Source organism: Croceicoccus sp. BE223 (genome assembly GCF_031457155.1).
Classification (GTDB): domain Bacteria; phylum Pseudomonadota; class Alphaproteobacteria; order Sphingomonadales; family Sphingomonadaceae; genus Croceicoccus.
The window spans coordinates 167,981-183,374 of sequence record NZ_JAVDWB010000002.1 but is presented as its reverse complement, the minus strand read 5'-3'; the positions used below and the strand labels follow the sequence as shown (position 1 = coordinate 183,374).

The window sequence follows — 15,394 nt, the reverse complement described above, 5'->3', positions numbered from 1 at the left end:
GCTTGCTGCACCTGTGATTTTCGCCCATGAGGCTGCGCATATGCGCGAATGGGCGGAATTCGAAACGGTCGAGGGTGAAGGCGGGCCGGTGCTGCGGGTGCGCGGTCCGCTGACCGTTTCCTCGATCGCGCCGCTGGACCGCCGGCTGCGCGAGCTTGGCAAGGTTTCCGCCATCGACATCGGCGCGGTCCATGAAATCGACACCGTCGGCGCGTGGTCGATCTGGCGCGCGTCGGGCGCGCTGGGTGCGGAGATCCGCGGCGCGGACGACCGGGCGAAGCGGCTGATCGACGCGGTGAAGAACGCCGAGAGCAGCGCGCCGATCATCCCGCATCGCGCCGGGTTGACCGAACGGGTGCCGCAGGCCGTGGGCGCGAAGGTCGCCGGCTTCGCCACCTCGCTCAAGGACATGGTCTCGTTCCTCGGCACGACGATCATGGCGATGGCCGCGCTGATCCGGCACCCCCGGCGCTTTCCGCACCTCGCGCTGGTCCACCAGATCGAGCTGGTCGGCGTATCCTCGCTCGGCATCATCGGCCTGATGAGCTTCCTGATCGGCATCGTCGTCGCGCAGCAGGGCGCGGTGCAGCTGCAGCAGTTCGGCGCGGAGATCTACACGATCAACCTCACCGGCCGGCTGACCTTGCGCGAACTGGGCGTGCTGATGACCGCGATCATGGTCGCGGGCCGGTCGGGCAGCGCCTTTGCCGCGCAGATCGGCACGATGAAGCTGACCGAAGAGGTCGACGCGATGCGCACCATCGGCGTCTCTCCGTTCGAACGGCTGGTCGTGCCGCGCATCCTTGCCGCGGTGCTGATGATGCCGGTGCTGGGCTTCTATTCGGCGGTCATCGCGATCATCGGCGGGGCCTTCATCGCCAACTTCGCGCTCGACATCCCGTTCTGGACCTTTCTGTCGCGCATCCGCGAAGTGGTGCCGCTGACCGACCTGTGGGTCGGTCTGGTCAAGGCGCCGGTCTTCGGCCTGATCGTCGGGATGAGCGGCTGCTACCAGGGGATGCAGGTGTCCGGCAACGCCGAGGAAGTGGGCCTGCGCACCACGCTCGCGGTGGTGCAGGCGATCTTCATGGTCATCGTGCTCGACGCCTTCTTCGCGGTCTTCTTCACCGAGATCGGCTGGAACTGATGGCCGAGCACGAACAGGCCGAGCGCGATCTCGACCGCGCGGACGAGCTTATCGCGGAGGCGGAGAGCGAGGCGCACGACGTTCCCACCCGTTTCGACGGCGAATTCCCGATCATCGTCGAGGGGCTGACGAACCGCTTCGGCGAGCAGGTCGTGCACAAGGACCTCTCGCTCAAGGTGCGGCGCGGCGAGATTCTCGGCGTCGTCGGCGGATCGGGCACCGGCAAGTCGGTGCTGATGCGTTCGATCATCGGCCTGCAGATCCCGCAGGAAGGCCGGATCGAGGTGCTGGGCAACGCCATCACCGACGCGCGCGAGGACGAGGACATCGACATCCGCAGCCGCTGGGGCGTGCTGTTCCAGGGCGGGGCGCTGTTCTCGACCCTGACGGTGGCGGAAAACGTCGAGGTGCCGCTCAAGCAGTTCTATCCCGAGCTGTCGAACGACCTGCGGCACGAGATCGCCCGCTACAAGGTGCGCCTGTCCGGCCTGCCGGAGGAGGCGACGAGCAAGTATCCGTCGGAACTGTCGGGCGGCATGAAGAAGCGGGCGGGCCTGGCCCGCGCGCTGGCGCTCGACCCGGAACTGCTGTTCCTCGACGAGCCCACCGCGGGCCTCGATCCGATCGGCGCGGCGGCCTTCGACAACCTGACGCGGGAACTTGCGGACACGCTGGGACTTACCGTCTTTCTGATCACCCACGATCTCGACACGCTTTACGCGATCTGTGACCGGGTGGCGGTGCTGGCGGACCACAAGGTGATCGCGGTGGGGACGATTCCCGAACTGCTGGCCACCGATCACCCGTGGATCCAGGAATACTTCAACGGCCCGCGCGGCCGGGCGGCGGAAACGGCGGGGCAGCAGGGGAAAGCTGCCGCGATGGACAAGAACCTTTCGGGCGGGGCATAGAGCGCGGCAATGGAAACACGGGCCAATCATATCTGGGTCGGGGCGGTTACGCTGCTCCTGCTGGCGCTGCTCGCGGCGTTCGTCATCTGGATCGCGCGCCTGAACCAGGGTTCGCAGAACGAATACGACATCTTCTTCAAGCAATCGGTCAGCGGCCTTGCCCGGGGTTCCGAAGTGGCCTTCTCCGGCGTTCCCGTGGGACAGGTGAAGAAGATCGAGCTTTGGCCCAAGGATCCGCAGTTCGTGCGCGTGCGCATTTCCATCGACGAGGAAGTGCCGGTCACGCGGCTGACGCTCGCCAGCCTCCAGGGCAGCTTTACGGGCGTGTCGACGATCCAGCTCGAAGGGGCGAGCTCGGACGCGCCGCTGCTGACCAAGATTGGCCCCGAAGGCGTGCCGGTGATCCCGACCAAGCGCAGCGGCCTTGGCGAACTGCTCGCCAACGCGCCGTTGCTGATGGAGCGGCTCGCGACGCTGACCGAGCGGCTGACGATGATGCTGTCGGACAAGAACCAGCAGTCGATCGAGGGCATCCTCGCCAACACCGAACGGATGAGCCGCGACCTTGCCGACGCCACCCCGCGCATCGACGCGACGATGGCCGAGCTGCAGGCGACGCTGCGCCAAGCGAGCGAGACGCTGGCCGAATTCCAGCGCGTCGCCGCCTCGACCGACAAGCTGATCAACGGCGAGGGCGCCTCGCTGGCCGACCAGATGCGCGACACGCTGGCCGCCGCCGAACGCGCCGCCAACGAACTGCAGGCCGCCGCCGCCGATACGCGCCCTGCCGCGCGCCAGCTTTCGGAATCCACGCTGCCCGCCGCCGAAGCCGCGATCCGCGACCTTCGCGCGACGACCAAGGCGCTGCGCAACATCACCGAGAAGATCGACGACAACGGGGCCGGTGGCCTGATCGGCGGCGGCAAGCTGCCCGACTACAAGCCCTGAGGGAGATGAAGACCATGTTCGAACGCCCCCTCCGTCTGGGTGCCGCCATCCTCGCGCCTGCCATGCTGCTCGGCCTGTCGGGCTGCCTCAGCCTCGGCCCCAAGGTGCCGGACCAGCTGATCAATTTCACCCCGCGCGAAGTCGCCGCACCGGGCACGGCGAGCGCGGGGGCGGTGACCGATGCGATCTTCGTGTTCGAGCCCGAGGTCGAGGACCGGCTCGACGTCAACCGCGTGCCGGTGCAGATCGACGCGACGAGCGTCGCCTATCTCGAGGATGCGACTTACGTCGATCGTCCGTCGCGATTGTTCCAGCACCTCGTCGCCGAAACCCTGCGCGCCCGGCGCGGCGGGCTGGTGGTGGAGGGCGAAGATCCCGGCATCAAGGTGCGGACCCGGCTCTACGGCCGGCTGGTGGAGGCGGGCTACGATGCGCGGACATCCTCGGTGACGGTGACCTACGACGCGGTCGCGGTTTCGCCCGACGGGACGATGCGCCAGCGCCGGTTCGGATCGACCCTCCCCGGCATCGCGGCAGAGGCGGCAGCGGTTGCCCCGGCGATGAACGAGGCGGCCAATAACGTCGCGGGCGAAGTCAGCGGCTGGCTGCTGGGCCGCTGACAGGCGCCGCCCGAGCCTCGCTTTGGCCCGGGCCATGTCAAGCTGCGACGAAGGTGCGTCTTAGTCCTGCCGGACCAGCGCGGCCAGTTCCGCCGCCAGGGTGAACCCCTTCAGCCGCGCGTCGCGCCGGGCCCGCGCCTCCTCGTCCCAGCCCCACTGCATCGCCTGCCAATCCTCTTCCAGGTTGGCGGCAGCGTAGAGCGCGTCGAGATCGGCCCCCGGCTCCAGCGCGGCGAGCGCGACGCATAGCGAAGCGGCCAGCGCGGCCATGTTCTGCACCGCGACCAGCGTGAAGGCGTCCATGCCGTCCAAGCGTGCGTGCAGGCGTTCGCGCGTGCCTTCGGGGTGCGCGGCGTGGAGCACGCCCTCGGTCCGGGCGAAGCAGACGCCTTCGCGCGCTTCGACCGCGGCCAGGATCGGCTCCCACGCCTCGTCCTGCCGGGTACGGAAACTGTCGCCCCCGGCGGCGCGATAGCACAGCGTGTCGGTATCGCCGTAGGGCAGGATGGCATCGATCGCGACGGCGGGATCGGCCGCGACCATGTCGATCGCGTAGTCGGTCATGTCGCGCAGCGGGAAGGTGCCGGGTGCGATCTCCTCGCCCTGCGCCGCCCATTCGCCCGCCAGCCGCTCAGCCAGGGCGCGGTTCGGCACGACCTGCGCTCGCCCGCCCTGCGTCTTCAAACCGCGCCCGTCGAGCATCACCTGCCATCCGCCCTCGACGGGAGCGGCCTCGGCCAGCTTGTAGAACCGCTTCACTTGTCTCTCGAACTCCACATCCGGGCCAGCAGCACCGGCATCACCAGCGCGTCCGCCATGCCGATGACGGCAAGGATCCACGCGTATTCACGCGCCAGGCCATCGGGCCACGGCGCGCGTCCGCTGGCGGCCAGCATGCCGAAGACCGCCAGCGCCACGCCGGTCAGCCGCAGGACCTGGATCGTCGCCCATTTCGCGGCGGCGGGGTCGCGCTCGCTCATCGCGTCCATTCCAGCAACGTGCGCAGTTCCGCGATCGTTTCGGCCACGCCGTCCGCACCGCAGTCCAGCAGTTCGTGGGCGTCGTGATAGCCCCAGCCGACGCCCACGGCGCGCACCCCGGCATTCTCGGCCATGATCATGTCGAAGCTGGTGTCGCCGATCATCACCGTGCGCGCCGGGCCGATGCCGGTTTCGAACAGGACCTGCTCGATCATCGCCGGGTGCGGTTTCGACGGGTGGCGATCGGCGGTCTGAAGGCTGGCGAAAAGATCGGTGATGCCGTGTTCGGCAAGGCAGTGGGAGAGGCCGCGATCCGATTTCCCGGTTGCGACCGCCAACGTCCAGCCCGTGTCGCGAAGGTGGTGCAGCAGGTCCGCCATCCCGTCGAACAGCGGCTCGTAGACAAGGCCCGCCTCGCGCTGGGCGCGGAACGCGGCGCGGTAGCGGTCGGCCAGCCGGTCCTGCTGTTCGGCGGTGCTGTCGGGCAGCAGCATGGCCATCGCCTGCGGCAGCGAAAGGCCGACGGCGCGGCGGATCAGCGCACGGGGCGGCGCCTGCATGCCGCAGCCGGCAAAGGCTTCCTCCATCGCGATGCAGACGTTGGCCTGCCCGTCGACGAGCGTGCCGTCGCAGTCGAAGATCGCGAGCCCGGTCACGACGCGCACCCGATCAGGGGTCCGATCATGGGGCCGCTCATGGGACCAGCGTCCGCATCAGCGCGGCGAGCCCGCGCGCGCCACGCCCCTCCAGCCCCTCGATCACGCGCGCACGCTCGTCGGCGGGCTTGTTCTGGGAAAGCTTGAAGGTCGGACGCCACGCGCCGACCGCCAGTTCGAAGCCGACGATGCCTTCGCGCATCCGGGCGAGGCGGGCGGGATCCATCTTCGCCGTGGTCCACGCATCGCCTTCGAAGCGGCCTTCCTCGCGCGCGGTCACGGCATCGAGATGCGCGGCCAGCGCCTCGGCCGGAAGCGCGGTGACGCACCCTTCCATTTCAAGCGCGAGGTAGTTCCAAGTCGGCACCTGCTGCTGGTCGGCATACCAGCGCGGCGAGACGTAGCCGTCCGGGCCGTTGACCACCGCCAGTGCCTCGGCCCCGGCCAGATGGCGGGTCAGCGCATTGCCGCGCGACAGGTGGAACTGCACCCGGTCTTCGCCAAGGCGCAGCAGCGGCGCGTGCGCGACGCGCGGACCGTCCGCGGTCTGCGCGAAGATCGTGCCGAACCCCACCTCGTCGATCAGCGCGAGGTGAAGCGCCCGGTCGTCATGGCGGAAGGCGGCGTTGGGATGCATCAGGGGCGCCGGCTCCCGCCGGGTTTGCCGCCAGTGGGCCTGCTACCCGAAGGCTTGCCGTCGCCGGGCTTGCCGGCACGTGGCTTGGCACCGGCGGGCCTTGCACCGCCCGGTTTCGTCCCGGGCCTCGCGCCCGGCTTGCCCCCTGCCGCACCCGGTCCGGCCTTCCTGGGCGTAGCTGGCTTCGGGCCGGTCTTCTTCGCGCCCGCGGCCTTGCCGCCCGGCTTCGCCCCGGCCCGCGGCGCGCCCGCGGTGCGCGAGCGGCGCTCGCCGCGGCGTTCCTTGCGATAGGTCTTGGCGTGCCGCTTGGCGGCCTGCTTCTCGTCTTCGCGGGTCGGCGGCGGCGGCCCCTGTTCGGGCGCGGCGTCGCTCAGCCCCTCGTCGAAGCCCAGCTGCTCCATGCTCGCGGCGAAATGCTCGGGCAGTGGGGCGGTGACGTCGAGCGGCACGCCGTCGGGATGGTCGATGATCAGGCGCCGCGCGTGCAGGTGCATCTTGCGGCTGATCGAGCCGGTCAGGAACGCAAGCTGACCGCCGTACTTGCCGTCGCCGACGATCGGGTGGCCGATGGCCGCCATGTGCACGCGCAACTGGTGCGTGCGCCCGGTCAGCGGTTCCAGCTCAACCCAGGCGGCGCGGTTGCCCGCGCGGTCGACCACGCGGTAGCGGGTTTTCGCGGGCTGGCCTTCCTCGTCCGGCATCATCTTCTCGCCGCCGGTGCCCGGCTGCTTGCCGATGGGCAGGTCGATGAAGCCCTGCGCGATGTCGGGCACGCCGACCACCAGCGCCCAGTATACCTTGCGCGCCGAACGTCCGGAAAAACGCTTCGAAAAGAACGCCGCGCTGCCCGGCGTGGCGGCGGTCAGCAGCACGCCGCTGGTATCCTTGTCGAGCCGGTGCACGAGGCGCGGGCGCGGATCGCGATCCGAAGCGGTGAAAGCGTCGAGCAACCGGTCGACGTGCATCTCGGTGCCAGTGCCGCCCTGCGTGGCGAGGCCGGCCGGCTTGTTGATGACGATGGCAGCGCGGTCGCGGTGCAGCAGCATCGCGTCGGCGCGTTCCAGCTCCTCTTCGGTCAGCGGCACGCGGACGCGCGCGGCGCGATCGGCCTGCTCGCCGCCCGGCGGGACGCGCACGACCTGACCGGCGGAGAGGCGATCCTCGGGCCTGGCGCGCTTGCCGTCGACGCGGATCTGGCCGGTGCGGGCCCAGCGGCTGATCGTCGCGAAGCCGACTTGCGGCAAGTGGCGCTTGAACCAGCGGTCGAGCCGGGTCCCCTCGTCGTCGCGGCCGACGGTGAACTGGCGGACGGTGTCGGAGGGCTTCTCGCTCATGCCGCCGTCCTCATCATCGAAAGGCCGAGCAGCAGTCCCGCCACGCCCGCGAATACCGAGACGAGCGCGTAGGTCGCCGCCAGGCCCGGCGCGCCGCGATGCCACAGGTTCACGACCTCGAGGCTGAAGGCCGAAAAGGTGGTGAAGCCGCCGAGCAGCCCGACACCGAGCAGCAGCCGCCATCCCTCGGCACCGATCCCCCGATCCGCCCCGTGCCGCGCCAGCCATCCGGCCAGCAGGCCCATCGCCATCGAGCCGATCACGTTGCAGGCGAGAGTCGCATAGGGAAAAGCCGTCGCCGCGGCGGGAAAGGCCGACCCGACCGCGCGGCCCAGGTGGAAGCGCAGCACGGCGCCCGCGCCGCCGCCAAGGGCGACGAGGAGCGATGCGTTCAAGGTGGACGGTTGGATCATGCTCGCTGCCCTAGCCGCAGACGCGCCGATGCGAAAGAGCACGGCGACGCGAAAGAGCGGGGCGAGCAGGCGGGGCGCGAGGGACGGCGCTGCCGGGCTGCGGCGCAAATTGCGAAACCGGGCGGTTTGTGGTATGAAGGCAACATTGCAAGGGGGTGGAGCGCGGATCGGCGTCGCTCGCGATGGCCCGAGCCGCCCTGGCTCCGGCTTTGGGCGCTTGCTTTTCGGCGCGCCTGCTGGTAGCCGCGCCGCCGATCTGGTCGATTCCGTGCGGGATTCGGCCCGTTTGCAATTTACGACCGGTTGTGGCGACCGTCATCGATGCCGCCGCCGTCGCCACGGAAAACTGAGGTAGAAGCTTTTTATGCAGATCATCGTTCGCGATAACAACGTCGACCAGGCCCTCCGCGCTCTCAAGAAGAAGCTGCAGCGGGAAGGTGTCTATCGCGAAATGAAGCTGCGCCGCCACTTCGAGAAGCCGAGCGAGAAGCGCGCCCGCGAAAAGGCCGCCGCCGTCCGCCGCGCCCGCAAGCTGGAGCGCAAGCGGATGGAACGCGACGGTTCGCGCTAAGACCCGCTGATCATAGGGTCAGGCGACGCGCAAACTTACTTGCCGCGCCCGCCCGCATGAGCCAAAGGGGCGCCTGACACTGTCGGGCGCCCTTTTTGCTGGCCTGACGGAAAGACCCTTGCGCCCGGCCGATGGGCCCGGCGCAGCGAATCGAAGAGGACGATCATGACCGAAGTCACCCGCGTTCCCCTGCAGCCGGTCGGCAAGGGCATTCTCGGCAAGCTGTGGCTGGGCGTCATCGTCGCCATCCTCTTCGCCGCCGGCGCGGCCTGGGCCACCAGCTACAAGGGCGTTTCGGTCGAGACGGTCACCGCCGGCACCGGCGCGATGCCGGGCGAAACCGACATCGTCCTCGTCAACTACGAAGGCCGGCTGGCCGACGGCACCGTCTTCGATTCGGGCGAGCGGGTGCCGTTTCCGGTGAACGGCGTCGTCCCCGGCTTCAGCCAGGCGCTGGTGCAGATGCAGAAGGGCGGCCGCTACGAGATCTTCATCCCCGCCGCGCTCGGCTACGGTGCGCAGGCGCAGGGCGCGATTCCCGCCAACAGCGATCTCTACTTCACGGTCGACCTGATCGACTTCCGCAGCCAGGCCGAGATCGAGGCGATGCAGCGCCAGATGCAGCAGATGGGCATCGACCCGAGCCAGCTGCAGGGCGCGCCCCAGGGCGCTCCGCAAGGTGCAATGCCAGAGGGTCCTGCAGGCCAGTAAGCCGACCGGCCCGCCCCGGCCTCTTTGGCGCGGGGCGTGCCTTGTCCGGGGCCTACTTTGTCGGGGGCCTGCTTTGTCCGGGGCCTACTTTGTCCAGGTCCGGGCGCATTTCCTCCACTCTCCCGCTTGGCAAGGGCGCGCGGTGAAGCTAACCCGCGCGCCATGTCTGTCGATAAAGCCACGGTCGCCAAGATCGCTTCGCTCGCCCGCATCCGCGTCACCGACGCGGAGGTGGAGGCGATGGTCCCCGAACTGAACCAGATACTCGACTGGGTCGAGCAACTGGGCGAGGTCGATTGCGCCGGGGTTGAGCCGATGACCGCGGTCATCCCCAATACCCTGCGCCTGCGCGACGATATCGTCGATGCCGATCCGCTGACCGGCGGCAACGTGCGTGACAAGGTGCTGGCCAACGCCCCCGCGCCCGAACACGGCTTCTTCGGCGTGCCCAAGGTGATCGAATAATGACCGACCTGACCGACCTGACCGTCGCCGCGATCCGCAAGGGCGTCGCCGACGGCGACTTCACCGCGGTGGAAGTGGCGGACGCGTTCAACGCCAACGTCGCGGCGGCAAGCGCGCTCAACGCCTTCATCGTCGTCACGCCCGATCATGCGATCGAAGCGGCAAAGGCCGTCGATGCGAAGCGCGCCAGGGGCGAGCCGCTGGGCAGGATGGGCGGCGTGCCGATCGGCATGAAGGACCTGTTCGCCACCAGCGGCGTCCAGACCACCGCCGCCAGCCACATGCTCGAAGGTTTCATGCCGCAGTACGAATCGACCGTGTCGCAGAAGCTGTGGGACGCGGGCGCGGGCATGCTGGGCAAGCTGAACCTCGACCAGTTCGCGATGGGTTCGTCGAACGAGACGAGCTATTTCGGCAACGTCATCAGCCCGTGGAAGCGCGCGAACGGCGACAATGCCGCGCTTGCCCCCGGCGGGTCCTCGGGCGGTTCGTCGGCGGCGATCGCGGCGCGGCTGTGCCCCGCGGCGACCGGCACCGACACCGGCGGCTCGATACGCCAGCCTGCCGCCTTTACCGGCATTTCGGGCATCAAGCCTACGTATGGCCGCTGCTCGCGCTGGGGCGTGGTGGCCTTTGCCTCCAGCCTCGACCAGGCGGGGCCGATGGCGCGCGACGTCACCGACTGCGCGATCATGCTGGAGGCGATGGCCGGTTTCGACCCCAAGGATTCGACCTCGCTCGACCTGCCCGTCCCGGCGTGGGAGGAAGGTCTGAACGCCGACCTTTCCGGAAAGAAGGTCGGAATTCCCCGCGAATACCGGATGGACGGGATGGATCCGGAAATCGTCAGGTCGTGGGAAGACGGCATCGCCTGGCTGAAGGACGCGGGGGCGGAAATCGTCGACATCTCGCTGCCGCACTCCCGGTACGCGCTGCCGGTCTACTACATCATCGCCCCGGCGGAGGCGTCGTCGAACCTCGCCCGCTATGACGGCGTGCGCTACGGCCTGCGCGACCTGCCAGACGGCGCCGGCCTGCAGGACATGTATGCCGCGACCCGGGCCGAGGGCTTCGGCGCCGAAGTGAAGCGCCGCATCATGATCGGCACCTATGTCCTGTCGGCGGGCTTCTACGATGCCTACTACAGCCAGGCGCAGAAGGTCCGCGCGCTCATCGCCCGCGATTTCGAGCAGGCGTTCACGCAGTGCGACGTGATCCTCGCGCCCACTGCGCCGAGCGCCGCCTTCGCGCTGGGCGAGAAGACCAGCGATCCACTGTCGATGTATTTGAACGACGTCTTCGCCGTGCCGGCCAGCCTGGCGGGCCTGCCGGCGATGAGCGTGCCGGCGGGGCTCAACAGCCAGGGCCTGCCGCTCGGCCTGCAGATCATCGGGCGCCCGTTCGACGAACAGGGCGTGCTCAACGCCGGGCTCGCGATCGAGCAGCGCGCCGCCTTCACCGCGAAGCCCGAGCGCTGGTGGTGAAGGTTTCGGCGGAATACACTCTGGCGATGGCGTCGCTGCACGCCTCGCTGCAGTCGATCCGCATGATCGCCAACGCCGGGCTCGCCTCGCCCGACGACATCGACGGCTCGCTCGAGGGGGTGACCCAGACGCTGGAGCATCTGCCCGAAGAGTTGTTCGCCAAGCTGCAGCCGATCCTCGACCGGCAGTTCGCCGCCATCAAGCAGGCGGCCGCTTTGAACTGGAACGAAGAATGACCGAATACCGCATCCAGGGTGCCACCGGCGAATGGGAGGTCGTCATCGGCCTTGAGGTCCACGCCCAGGTCACCTCCAACGCGAAGCTGTTTTCCGGCGCGGCGACCGCGTTCGGGGCGGAGCCGAACACGCAGGTCAGCCTCGTCGACGCGGCGATGCCGGGCATGCTGCCGGTGCCGAACCGGGAATGCATCCGCCAGGCGGTGCGCACCGGCATGGCGATCGACGCGCAGATCAACAAGTGGAGCCGGTTCGACCGCAAGAACTACTTCTACGCCGACCTGCCGCAGGGCTACCAGATCAGCCAGCTCTACCACCCGCTGGTGGGCGAGGGGCATCTCGACATCGCGCTGGACGATAAGGACCCCGAAAACACCAAGCGCATCGGCATCGAGCGGATCCACGTCGAACAGGACGCGGGCAAGCTGATGCACGACCAGCACCCGACGATGAGCTACGTCGACCTGAACCGCAGCGGCGTCGCGCTGATGGAGATCGTCTCGAAGCCCGACATGCGCAGCCCGGCGGAGGCGGGCGCCTATGTCCGCAAGCTGCGCTCGATCCTGCGGTATGTCGGTTCGTGCGACGGCAACATGGAGGAAGGGTCCATGCGCGCCGACGTCAACGTGTCGGTCCGCAAGCCGGGCGACGCATTCGGCACCCGCACCGAGACGAAGAACGTCAACTCGGTCCGCTTCGTGATGCAGGTGATCGAGTACGAGGCGAACCGCCAGGTAGACGTGATCGAGAGCGGCGGCACGGTCGATCAGGAAACCCGCCTGTTCGATCCCGACACCGGCACGACGCGCACGATGCGTTCGAAGGAAGACGCGCACGACTATCGCTACTTCCCCGATCCCGACCTGCTGCCGCTGGAGCTCGACGACGCGTTTCTCGAGGATTGCCGGGCGAGCTTGCCCGAACTGCCCGATGCGAAGCGGCACCGCTACGAGAACGGCCTGGGATTGAGCGCCTACAACGCCGGGCAGCTGACCGCCGACGTCGAGGTGTACCAGCGGTTCGAGGCGCTGCTGGCGGCGACCGCGGCAAAGCTGGGCAAGGGCGAGGCCGATGTCGCGACGCAGGTCGCCAACTGGGTGCTTTCGGTCGCGCCGGGCGTGCGCAACGCCGCCGAAGGCGCGGACGAGGCGAACGACACGACCGAGGCCAACGCCGCGATCCTCGCGCTGCTGGCGGGCGGGACGGTTTCGGGCGGGCAGGCGAAGGAGATCTACGAGATCGTCCTGAAGACCGGCCGCGCGCCCGATGAAATCGCCGAGACCGAGGGGCTCAAGCAGAACAGCGACACCGGCGCGATCGAGGCGGTGATCGACGAAGTGCTTGCCGCCAACGCCGACAAGGTCGCCGAATACCGGGGCGGCAAGGACAAGCTGTTCGGCTTCTTCGTCGGCCAGACGATGAAGGCCATGAAGGGGCAGGGCAATCCGGCAGTGGTGAACGAGATCCTGAAGGCAAAGCTGGGCTGATCCTTCGCAACGAATGCGGGAAAGGGCGTCGGGAGCGGTTCCGGCGCCCTTTTTCCTTACTCGCCGGCCGCGCGGTTATTTGCGCCAGCGCAAAGTGCGCGCCTCTTGAAATCGGCATCGTCAGAGAAAATCTCGTGTCCGACGAGACGGGGCCTTGTGTTGCAGAATTGCAACACTATCTGAGGTCGGCATTCAGGAGAGCGACCACATGAATCTCGAAAAGTTCACCGACCGGGCGAAGGGCTTCCTGCAGGCGGCGCAGACCGTCGCCATCCGCATGAACCACCAGCGCATCGGGCCCGATCACATCCTGAAGGCCCTGCTCGAGGATGGCGAGGGCATGGCCTCGGGCCTCATCACCCGCTCGGGCGGCAACCCCGCCTTCGCGCAGGCCGAGGTGGACAAGGCGCTGGCCAAGGTGCCTGCCGTTTCGGGCGGCGGGGCGCAACAGACGCCCGGCCTCGACAACGATGCGGTGCGCGTGCTCGACCAGGCCGAACAGCTCGCCACCAAGTCGGGCGACGCCTATGTCACGGTCGAGCGGATGCTGCTCGCCCTCACTCTCGCCACCACCACGACGGCAGGGCAGGCGCTGAAGGCCGCGAACCTGACGCCGCAAGCGCTGGAGGCGGCTATTTCTGACCTTCGCGGCGGTCGCCGGGCCGACAGCGCCAGCGCCGAGGAAAGCTACGAGGCGATGCAGAAGTACGCCCGCGACCTGACCGCCGCGGCGCGCGAAGGCAAGCTCGACCCGGTGATCGGCCGCGACGAGGAGATCCGCCGCACCGTCCAGATCCTTGCCCGGCGCACCAAGAACAATCCCGTGCTTATCGGCGAGCCCGGCGTCGGCAAGACCGCCATCGCCGAAGGGCTGGCCCTGCGCATCGCCAACGGCGACGTGCCCGACAGTCTCAAGGACCGCACGCTCATGGCGCTCGACATGGGCAGCCTGATCGCGGGCGCGAAGTATCGCGGCGAGTTCGAGGAGCGGCTGAAGGCCGTGCTCGACGAGGTGAAGGGTGCCGAAGGCCAGATCATCCTGTTCATCGACGAGATGCACACCCTGATCGGCGCGGGAAAGTCCGAAGGCGCAATGGATGCGGGCAACCTGCTCAAGCCCGCGCTCGCTCGCGGCGAACTGCATTGCATCGGAGCGACCACGCTCGACGAATACCAGAAGTACGTCGAGAAGGACCCCGCGCTGCAGCGGCGGTTCCAGCCGGTGTTCGTGGGTGAGCCGACGGTCGAGGACACGATCTCGATCCTGCGTGGCCTCAAGGAAAAGTACGAGCTGCACCACGGCGTGCGCATCACCGACGGCGCGATCGTCGCGGCGGCGCAGCTTTCGAACCGCTACATCTCGGACCGTTTCCTGCCCGACAAGGCCATCGACCTGATGGACGAGGCGGCATCGCGCATCCGCATGGAAGTTGAGAGCAAGCCCGAGGAGATCGAGAACCTCGACCGCCGGATCATCCAGCTCAAGATCGAGGAAATGGCGCTCGCCAAGGAAACCGATACCGCGTCCGCCGACCGGCTCGCCAACTTGCGCGAGGAACTCGCCAATCTCGAGCAGCAGTCGAGCGAGCTGACCACCCGCTGGCAGAACGAGCGCGACAAGATCGCCGCCGAGGGCAAGATCAAGGAAGAGCTGGATGCCGCGCGCATCGAGCTGGAACAGGCGCAGCGCGCCGGCGACCTCGCCAAGGCGGGCGAGCTTTCCTACGGCCGCATCCCGCAGCTCGAGAGGCAACTCGCCGAAGCGCAGGGGCAGGCGGAGAACGCCATGCTGCGCGAGGAAGTGACCGAGGACGACATCGCCGCCGTGGTCTCGAAGTGGACCGGCATCCCGGTCGACCGGATGATGGCGGGCGAGCGCGAGAAGCTGCTGCAGATGGAGCAGGCGATCGGCGCGCGCGTCATCGGGCAGGAACAGGCGGTCGTCGCCGTGTCGAAGGCGGTGCGCCGTGCGCGCGCGGGCCTGCAGGACCCGAACCGGCCCTTGGGCTCGTTCCTGTTCCTTGGCCCCACGGGCGTCGGCAAGACCGAACTGACCAAGGCGCTCGCCGAATTCCTGTTCGACGACGACAGCGCGATGGTGCGCATCGACATGAGCGAGTTCATGGAAAAGCACGCTGTCGCCCGCCTGATCGGCGCGCCTCCGGGCTATGTCGGTTACGAGGAAGGCGGCGTGCTGACCGAAGCGGTGCGGCGCAGGCCCTACCAAGTCGTGCTGTTCGACGAGGTCGAGAAGGCGCACCAGGACGTGTTCAACGTGCTGTTGCAGGTGCTCGACGACGGTCGCCTGACCGACGGGCAGGGCCGGGTGGTCGATTTCTCGAACACGCTGATCATCCTGACCAGCAACCTGGGCAGCCAGTATCTCGCCAATCTCGACGATGGGCAGAAGGTCGAGGATGTCGAGCCGCAGGTGATGGAGGTCGTGCGCGCGCATTTCCGGCCCGAGTTCCTCAACCGCTTGGACGAGATCATCCTGTTCCACCGGCTCGGCGCCGAACACATGGCGCCGATCGTCGAAATCCAGGTCGGCCGCGTGCAGAAACTGCTCAAGGACCGCAAGATCGTGCTCGACCTGACCGACGGGGCGAAGACGTGGCTGGGCCGGGTCGGCTACGATCCGGTCTATGGCGCGCGGCCGCTCAAGCGTGCGGTGCAGCGCTACCTGCAGGACCCGCTCGCCGAAAGACTGCTCGGCGGCGAGATCCCCGACGGCAGCACCGTTCACATCGCCGACGGGGACGGCGGGTTGGTCTTCGCGGTGGGGTGACAGGCA

General features: G+C 68.4%; 18 protein-coding genes. 12 read left to right on the top strand and 6 right to left on the bottom strand.

From position 1 onward, the window contains the following. The first annotated feature begins 40 nt into the window (after positions 1 to 40). From J2X37_RS04875 to J2X37_RS04860, 4 genes are read left to right on the top strand one after another with little or no spacing between them, the layout of a single operon-like run. Positions 41 to 1,147, top strand: coding sequence for an ABC transporter permease (locus tag J2X37_RS04875; RefSeq protein WP_310018425.1), 1,107 nt, complete (start codon positions 41 to 43; stop codon positions 1,145 to 1,147). Further along, complete coding sequence (locus tag J2X37_RS04870) at positions 1,147 to 2,058, top strand: ABC transporter ATP-binding protein (RefSeq protein ID WP_310018423.1); 912 nt, start codon at positions 1,147 to 1,149, stop codon at positions 2,056 to 2,058. Before J2X37_RS04875 ends, J2X37_RS04870 begins: the two co-directional genes overlap by 1 nt. A 9-nt stretch (positions 2,059 to 2,067) precedes the next feature. Beyond that, positions 2,068 to 3,006 (top strand): MlaD family protein, encoded by a 939-nt coding sequence (locus tag J2X37_RS04865; RefSeq protein ID WP_310018421.1) that lies wholly within the window; start codon positions 2,068 to 2,070, stop codon positions 3,004 to 3,006. A 14-nt stretch (positions 3,007 to 3,020) separates the two neighbouring features. Beyond that, on the top strand, positions 3,021 to 3,626 hold the full coding sequence (locus tag J2X37_RS04860) for an ABC-type transport auxiliary lipoprotein family protein (RefSeq protein ID WP_310018419.1): 606 nt from the start codon (positions 3,021 to 3,023) through the stop codon (positions 3,624 to 3,626). Between the two features lie 60 nt (positions 3,627 to 3,686). Here J2X37_RS04860 and J2X37_RS04855 read toward each other — a convergent pair whose 3' ends face one another. The 6 genes from J2X37_RS04855 to crcB are packed head-to-tail and all read right to left on the bottom strand — an operon-like array spanning position 3,687 to position 7,646. Beyond that, entirely contained in the window at positions 3,687 to 4,403 is a 717-nt protein-coding gene (locus J2X37_RS04855; RefSeq protein ID WP_310018417.1) for an ATP12 family protein, read from the bottom strand. Continuing rightward, positions 4,382 to 4,606, bottom strand: coding sequence for a hypothetical protein (locus J2X37_RS04850; protein WP_310018415.1), 225 nt, complete (start codon positions 4,604 to 4,606; stop codon positions 4,382 to 4,384). The genes J2X37_RS04855 and J2X37_RS04850 overlap by 22 nt, the downstream gene beginning before the upstream one ends. After that, the gene (locus J2X37_RS04845) at positions 4,603 to 5,262 is read right to left on the bottom strand and encodes an HAD-IA family hydrolase (RefSeq protein ID WP_310018413.1); all 660 of its coding nucleotides are present in this window, start codon (positions 5,260 to 5,262) and stop codon (positions 4,603 to 4,605) included. The genes J2X37_RS04850 and J2X37_RS04845 overlap by 4 nt, the downstream gene beginning before the upstream one ends. Positions 5,263 to 5,299: 37 nt before the next feature. Continuing rightward, positions 5,300 to 5,899, bottom strand: coding sequence for an FMN-binding negative transcriptional regulator (locus tag J2X37_RS04840; protein ID WP_310018411.1), 600 nt, complete (start codon positions 5,897 to 5,899; stop codon positions 5,300 to 5,302). Continuing rightward, positions 5,899 to 7,233 (bottom strand): RluA family pseudouridine synthase, encoded by a 1,335-nt coding sequence (locus tag J2X37_RS04835; protein WP_310018409.1) that lies wholly within the window; start codon positions 7,231 to 7,233, stop codon positions 5,899 to 5,901. Before J2X37_RS04835 ends, J2X37_RS04840 begins: the two co-directional genes overlap by 1 nt. Further along, positions 7,230 to 7,646, bottom strand: a complete 417-nt coding sequence (gene crcB / locus J2X37_RS04830; protein WP_310018407.1) for a fluoride efflux transporter CrcB — start codon at positions 7,644 to 7,646, stop codon at positions 7,230 to 7,232. The genes J2X37_RS04835 and crcB overlap by 4 nt, the downstream gene beginning before the upstream one ends. Positions 7,647 to 7,828: 182 nt before the next feature. On the opposite strand from crcB, the gene J2X37_RS04825 reads away from it, so the two are divergent. The 8 genes from J2X37_RS04825 to clpB all read left to right on the top strand — a co-directional run bounded on the left by J2X37_RS04825 (position 7,829) and on the right by clpB (position 15,388). Continuing rightward, positions 7,829 to 7,996 carry a hypothetical protein gene (locus tag J2X37_RS04825; RefSeq protein ID WP_310018405.1) on the top strand — a complete coding sequence of 56 codons (168 nt, stop codon included), beginning with the start codon at positions 7,829 to 7,831 and terminating at the stop codon, positions 7,994 to 7,996. A gap of 14 nt (positions 7,997 to 8,010) precedes the next feature. Then, positions 8,011 to 8,217, top strand: a complete 207-nt coding sequence (gene rpsU, locus J2X37_RS04820; RefSeq protein ID WP_310018403.1) for a 30S ribosomal protein S21 — start codon at positions 8,011 to 8,013, stop codon at positions 8,215 to 8,217. 165 nt (positions 8,218 to 8,382) lie between these two features. After that, complete coding sequence (locus J2X37_RS04815) at positions 8,383 to 8,928, top strand: FKBP-type peptidyl-prolyl cis-trans isomerase (RefSeq protein ID WP_310018401.1); 546 nt, start codon at positions 8,383 to 8,385, stop codon at positions 8,926 to 8,928. 162 nt (positions 8,929 to 9,090) lie between these two features. Continuing rightward, positions 9,091 to 9,393 (top strand): Asp-tRNA(Asn)/Glu-tRNA(Gln) amidotransferase subunit GatC, encoded by a 303-nt coding sequence (gene gatC, locus J2X37_RS04810; RefSeq protein WP_310018400.1) that lies wholly within the window; start codon positions 9,091 to 9,093, stop codon positions 9,391 to 9,393. Next, complete coding sequence (gatA, locus tag J2X37_RS04805; RefSeq protein WP_310018398.1) at positions 9,393 to 10,877, top strand: Asp-tRNA(Asn)/Glu-tRNA(Gln) amidotransferase subunit GatA; 1,485 nt, start codon at positions 9,393 to 9,395, stop codon at positions 10,875 to 10,877. Before gatC ends, gatA begins: the two co-directional genes overlap by 1 nt. Next, positions 10,874 to 11,113, top strand: a complete 240-nt coding sequence (locus tag J2X37_RS04800) for a hypothetical protein (RefSeq protein WP_310018396.1) — start codon at positions 10,874 to 10,876, stop codon at positions 11,111 to 11,113. Before gatA ends, J2X37_RS04800 begins: the two co-directional genes overlap by 4 nt. After that, positions 11,110 to 12,600, top strand: coding sequence for an Asp-tRNA(Asn)/Glu-tRNA(Gln) amidotransferase subunit GatB (gene gatB, locus J2X37_RS04795; protein WP_310018394.1), 1,491 nt, complete (start codon positions 11,110 to 11,112; stop codon positions 12,598 to 12,600). The genes J2X37_RS04800 and gatB overlap by 4 nt, the downstream gene beginning before the upstream one ends. A gap of 208 nt (positions 12,601 to 12,808) precedes the next feature. Further along, positions 12,809 to 15,388: an ATP-dependent chaperone ClpB gene (clpB, locus tag J2X37_RS04790; RefSeq protein WP_310018392.1), complete on the top strand. Its 2,580-nt coding sequence runs from the start codon at positions 12,809 to 12,811 to the stop codon at positions 15,386 to 15,388. The last annotated feature ends 6 nt before the right edge of the window (positions 15,389 to 15,394 follow it).

Coding starts and splice junctions, on each gene's coding strand:
- J2X37_RS04875 (WP_310018425.1), top strand. CDS start 41: ATGCGCGAATGGGCGGAATTCGAAACGGTCGAGGGTGAAGGCGGGCCG.
- J2X37_RS04870 (WP_310018423.1), top strand. CDS start 1,147: ATGGCCGAGCACGAACAGGCCGAGCGCGATCTCGACCGCGCGGACGAG.
- J2X37_RS04865 (WP_310018421.1), top strand. CDS start 2,068: ATGGAAACACGGGCCAATCATATCTGGGTCGGGGCGGTTACGCTGCTC.
- J2X37_RS04860 (WP_310018419.1), top strand. CDS start 3,021: ATGTTCGAACGCCCCCTCCGTCTGGGTGCCGCCATCCTCGCGCCTGCC.
- J2X37_RS04850 (WP_310018415.1), bottom strand. CDS start 4,606: ATGAGCGAGCGCGACCCCGCCGCCGCGAAATGGGCGACGATCCAGGTC.
- J2X37_RS04840 (WP_310018411.1), bottom strand. CDS start 5,899: ATGCATCCCAACGCCGCCTTCCGCCATGACGACCGGGCGCTTCACCTC.
- J2X37_RS04835 (WP_310018409.1), bottom strand. CDS start 7,233: ATGAGCGAGAAGCCCTCCGACACCGTCCGCCAGTTCACCGTCGGCCGC.
- crcB (WP_310018407.1), bottom strand. CDS start 7,646: ATGATCCAACCGTCCACCTTGAACGCATCGCTCCTCGTCGCCCTTGGC.
- J2X37_RS04825 (WP_310018405.1), top strand. CDS start 7,829: ATGGCCCGAGCCGCCCTGGCTCCGGCTTTGGGCGCTTGCTTTTCGGCG.
- rpsU (WP_310018403.1), top strand. CDS start 8,011: ATGCAGATCATCGTTCGCGATAACAACGTCGACCAGGCCCTCCGCGCT.
- J2X37_RS04815 (WP_310018401.1), top strand. CDS start 8,383: ATGACCGAAGTCACCCGCGTTCCCCTGCAGCCGGTCGGCAAGGGCATT.
- gatC (WP_310018400.1), top strand. CDS start 9,091: ATGTCTGTCGATAAAGCCACGGTCGCCAAGATCGCTTCGCTCGCCCGC.
- gatA (WP_310018398.1), top strand. CDS start 9,393: ATGACCGACCTGACCGACCTGACCGTCGCCGCGATCCGCAAGGGCGTC.
- gatB (WP_310018394.1), top strand. CDS start 11,110: ATGACCGAATACCGCATCCAGGGTGCCACCGGCGAATGGGAGGTCGTC.
- clpB (WP_310018392.1), top strand. CDS start 12,809: ATGAATCTCGAAAAGTTCACCGACCGGGCGAAGGGCTTCCTGCAGGCG.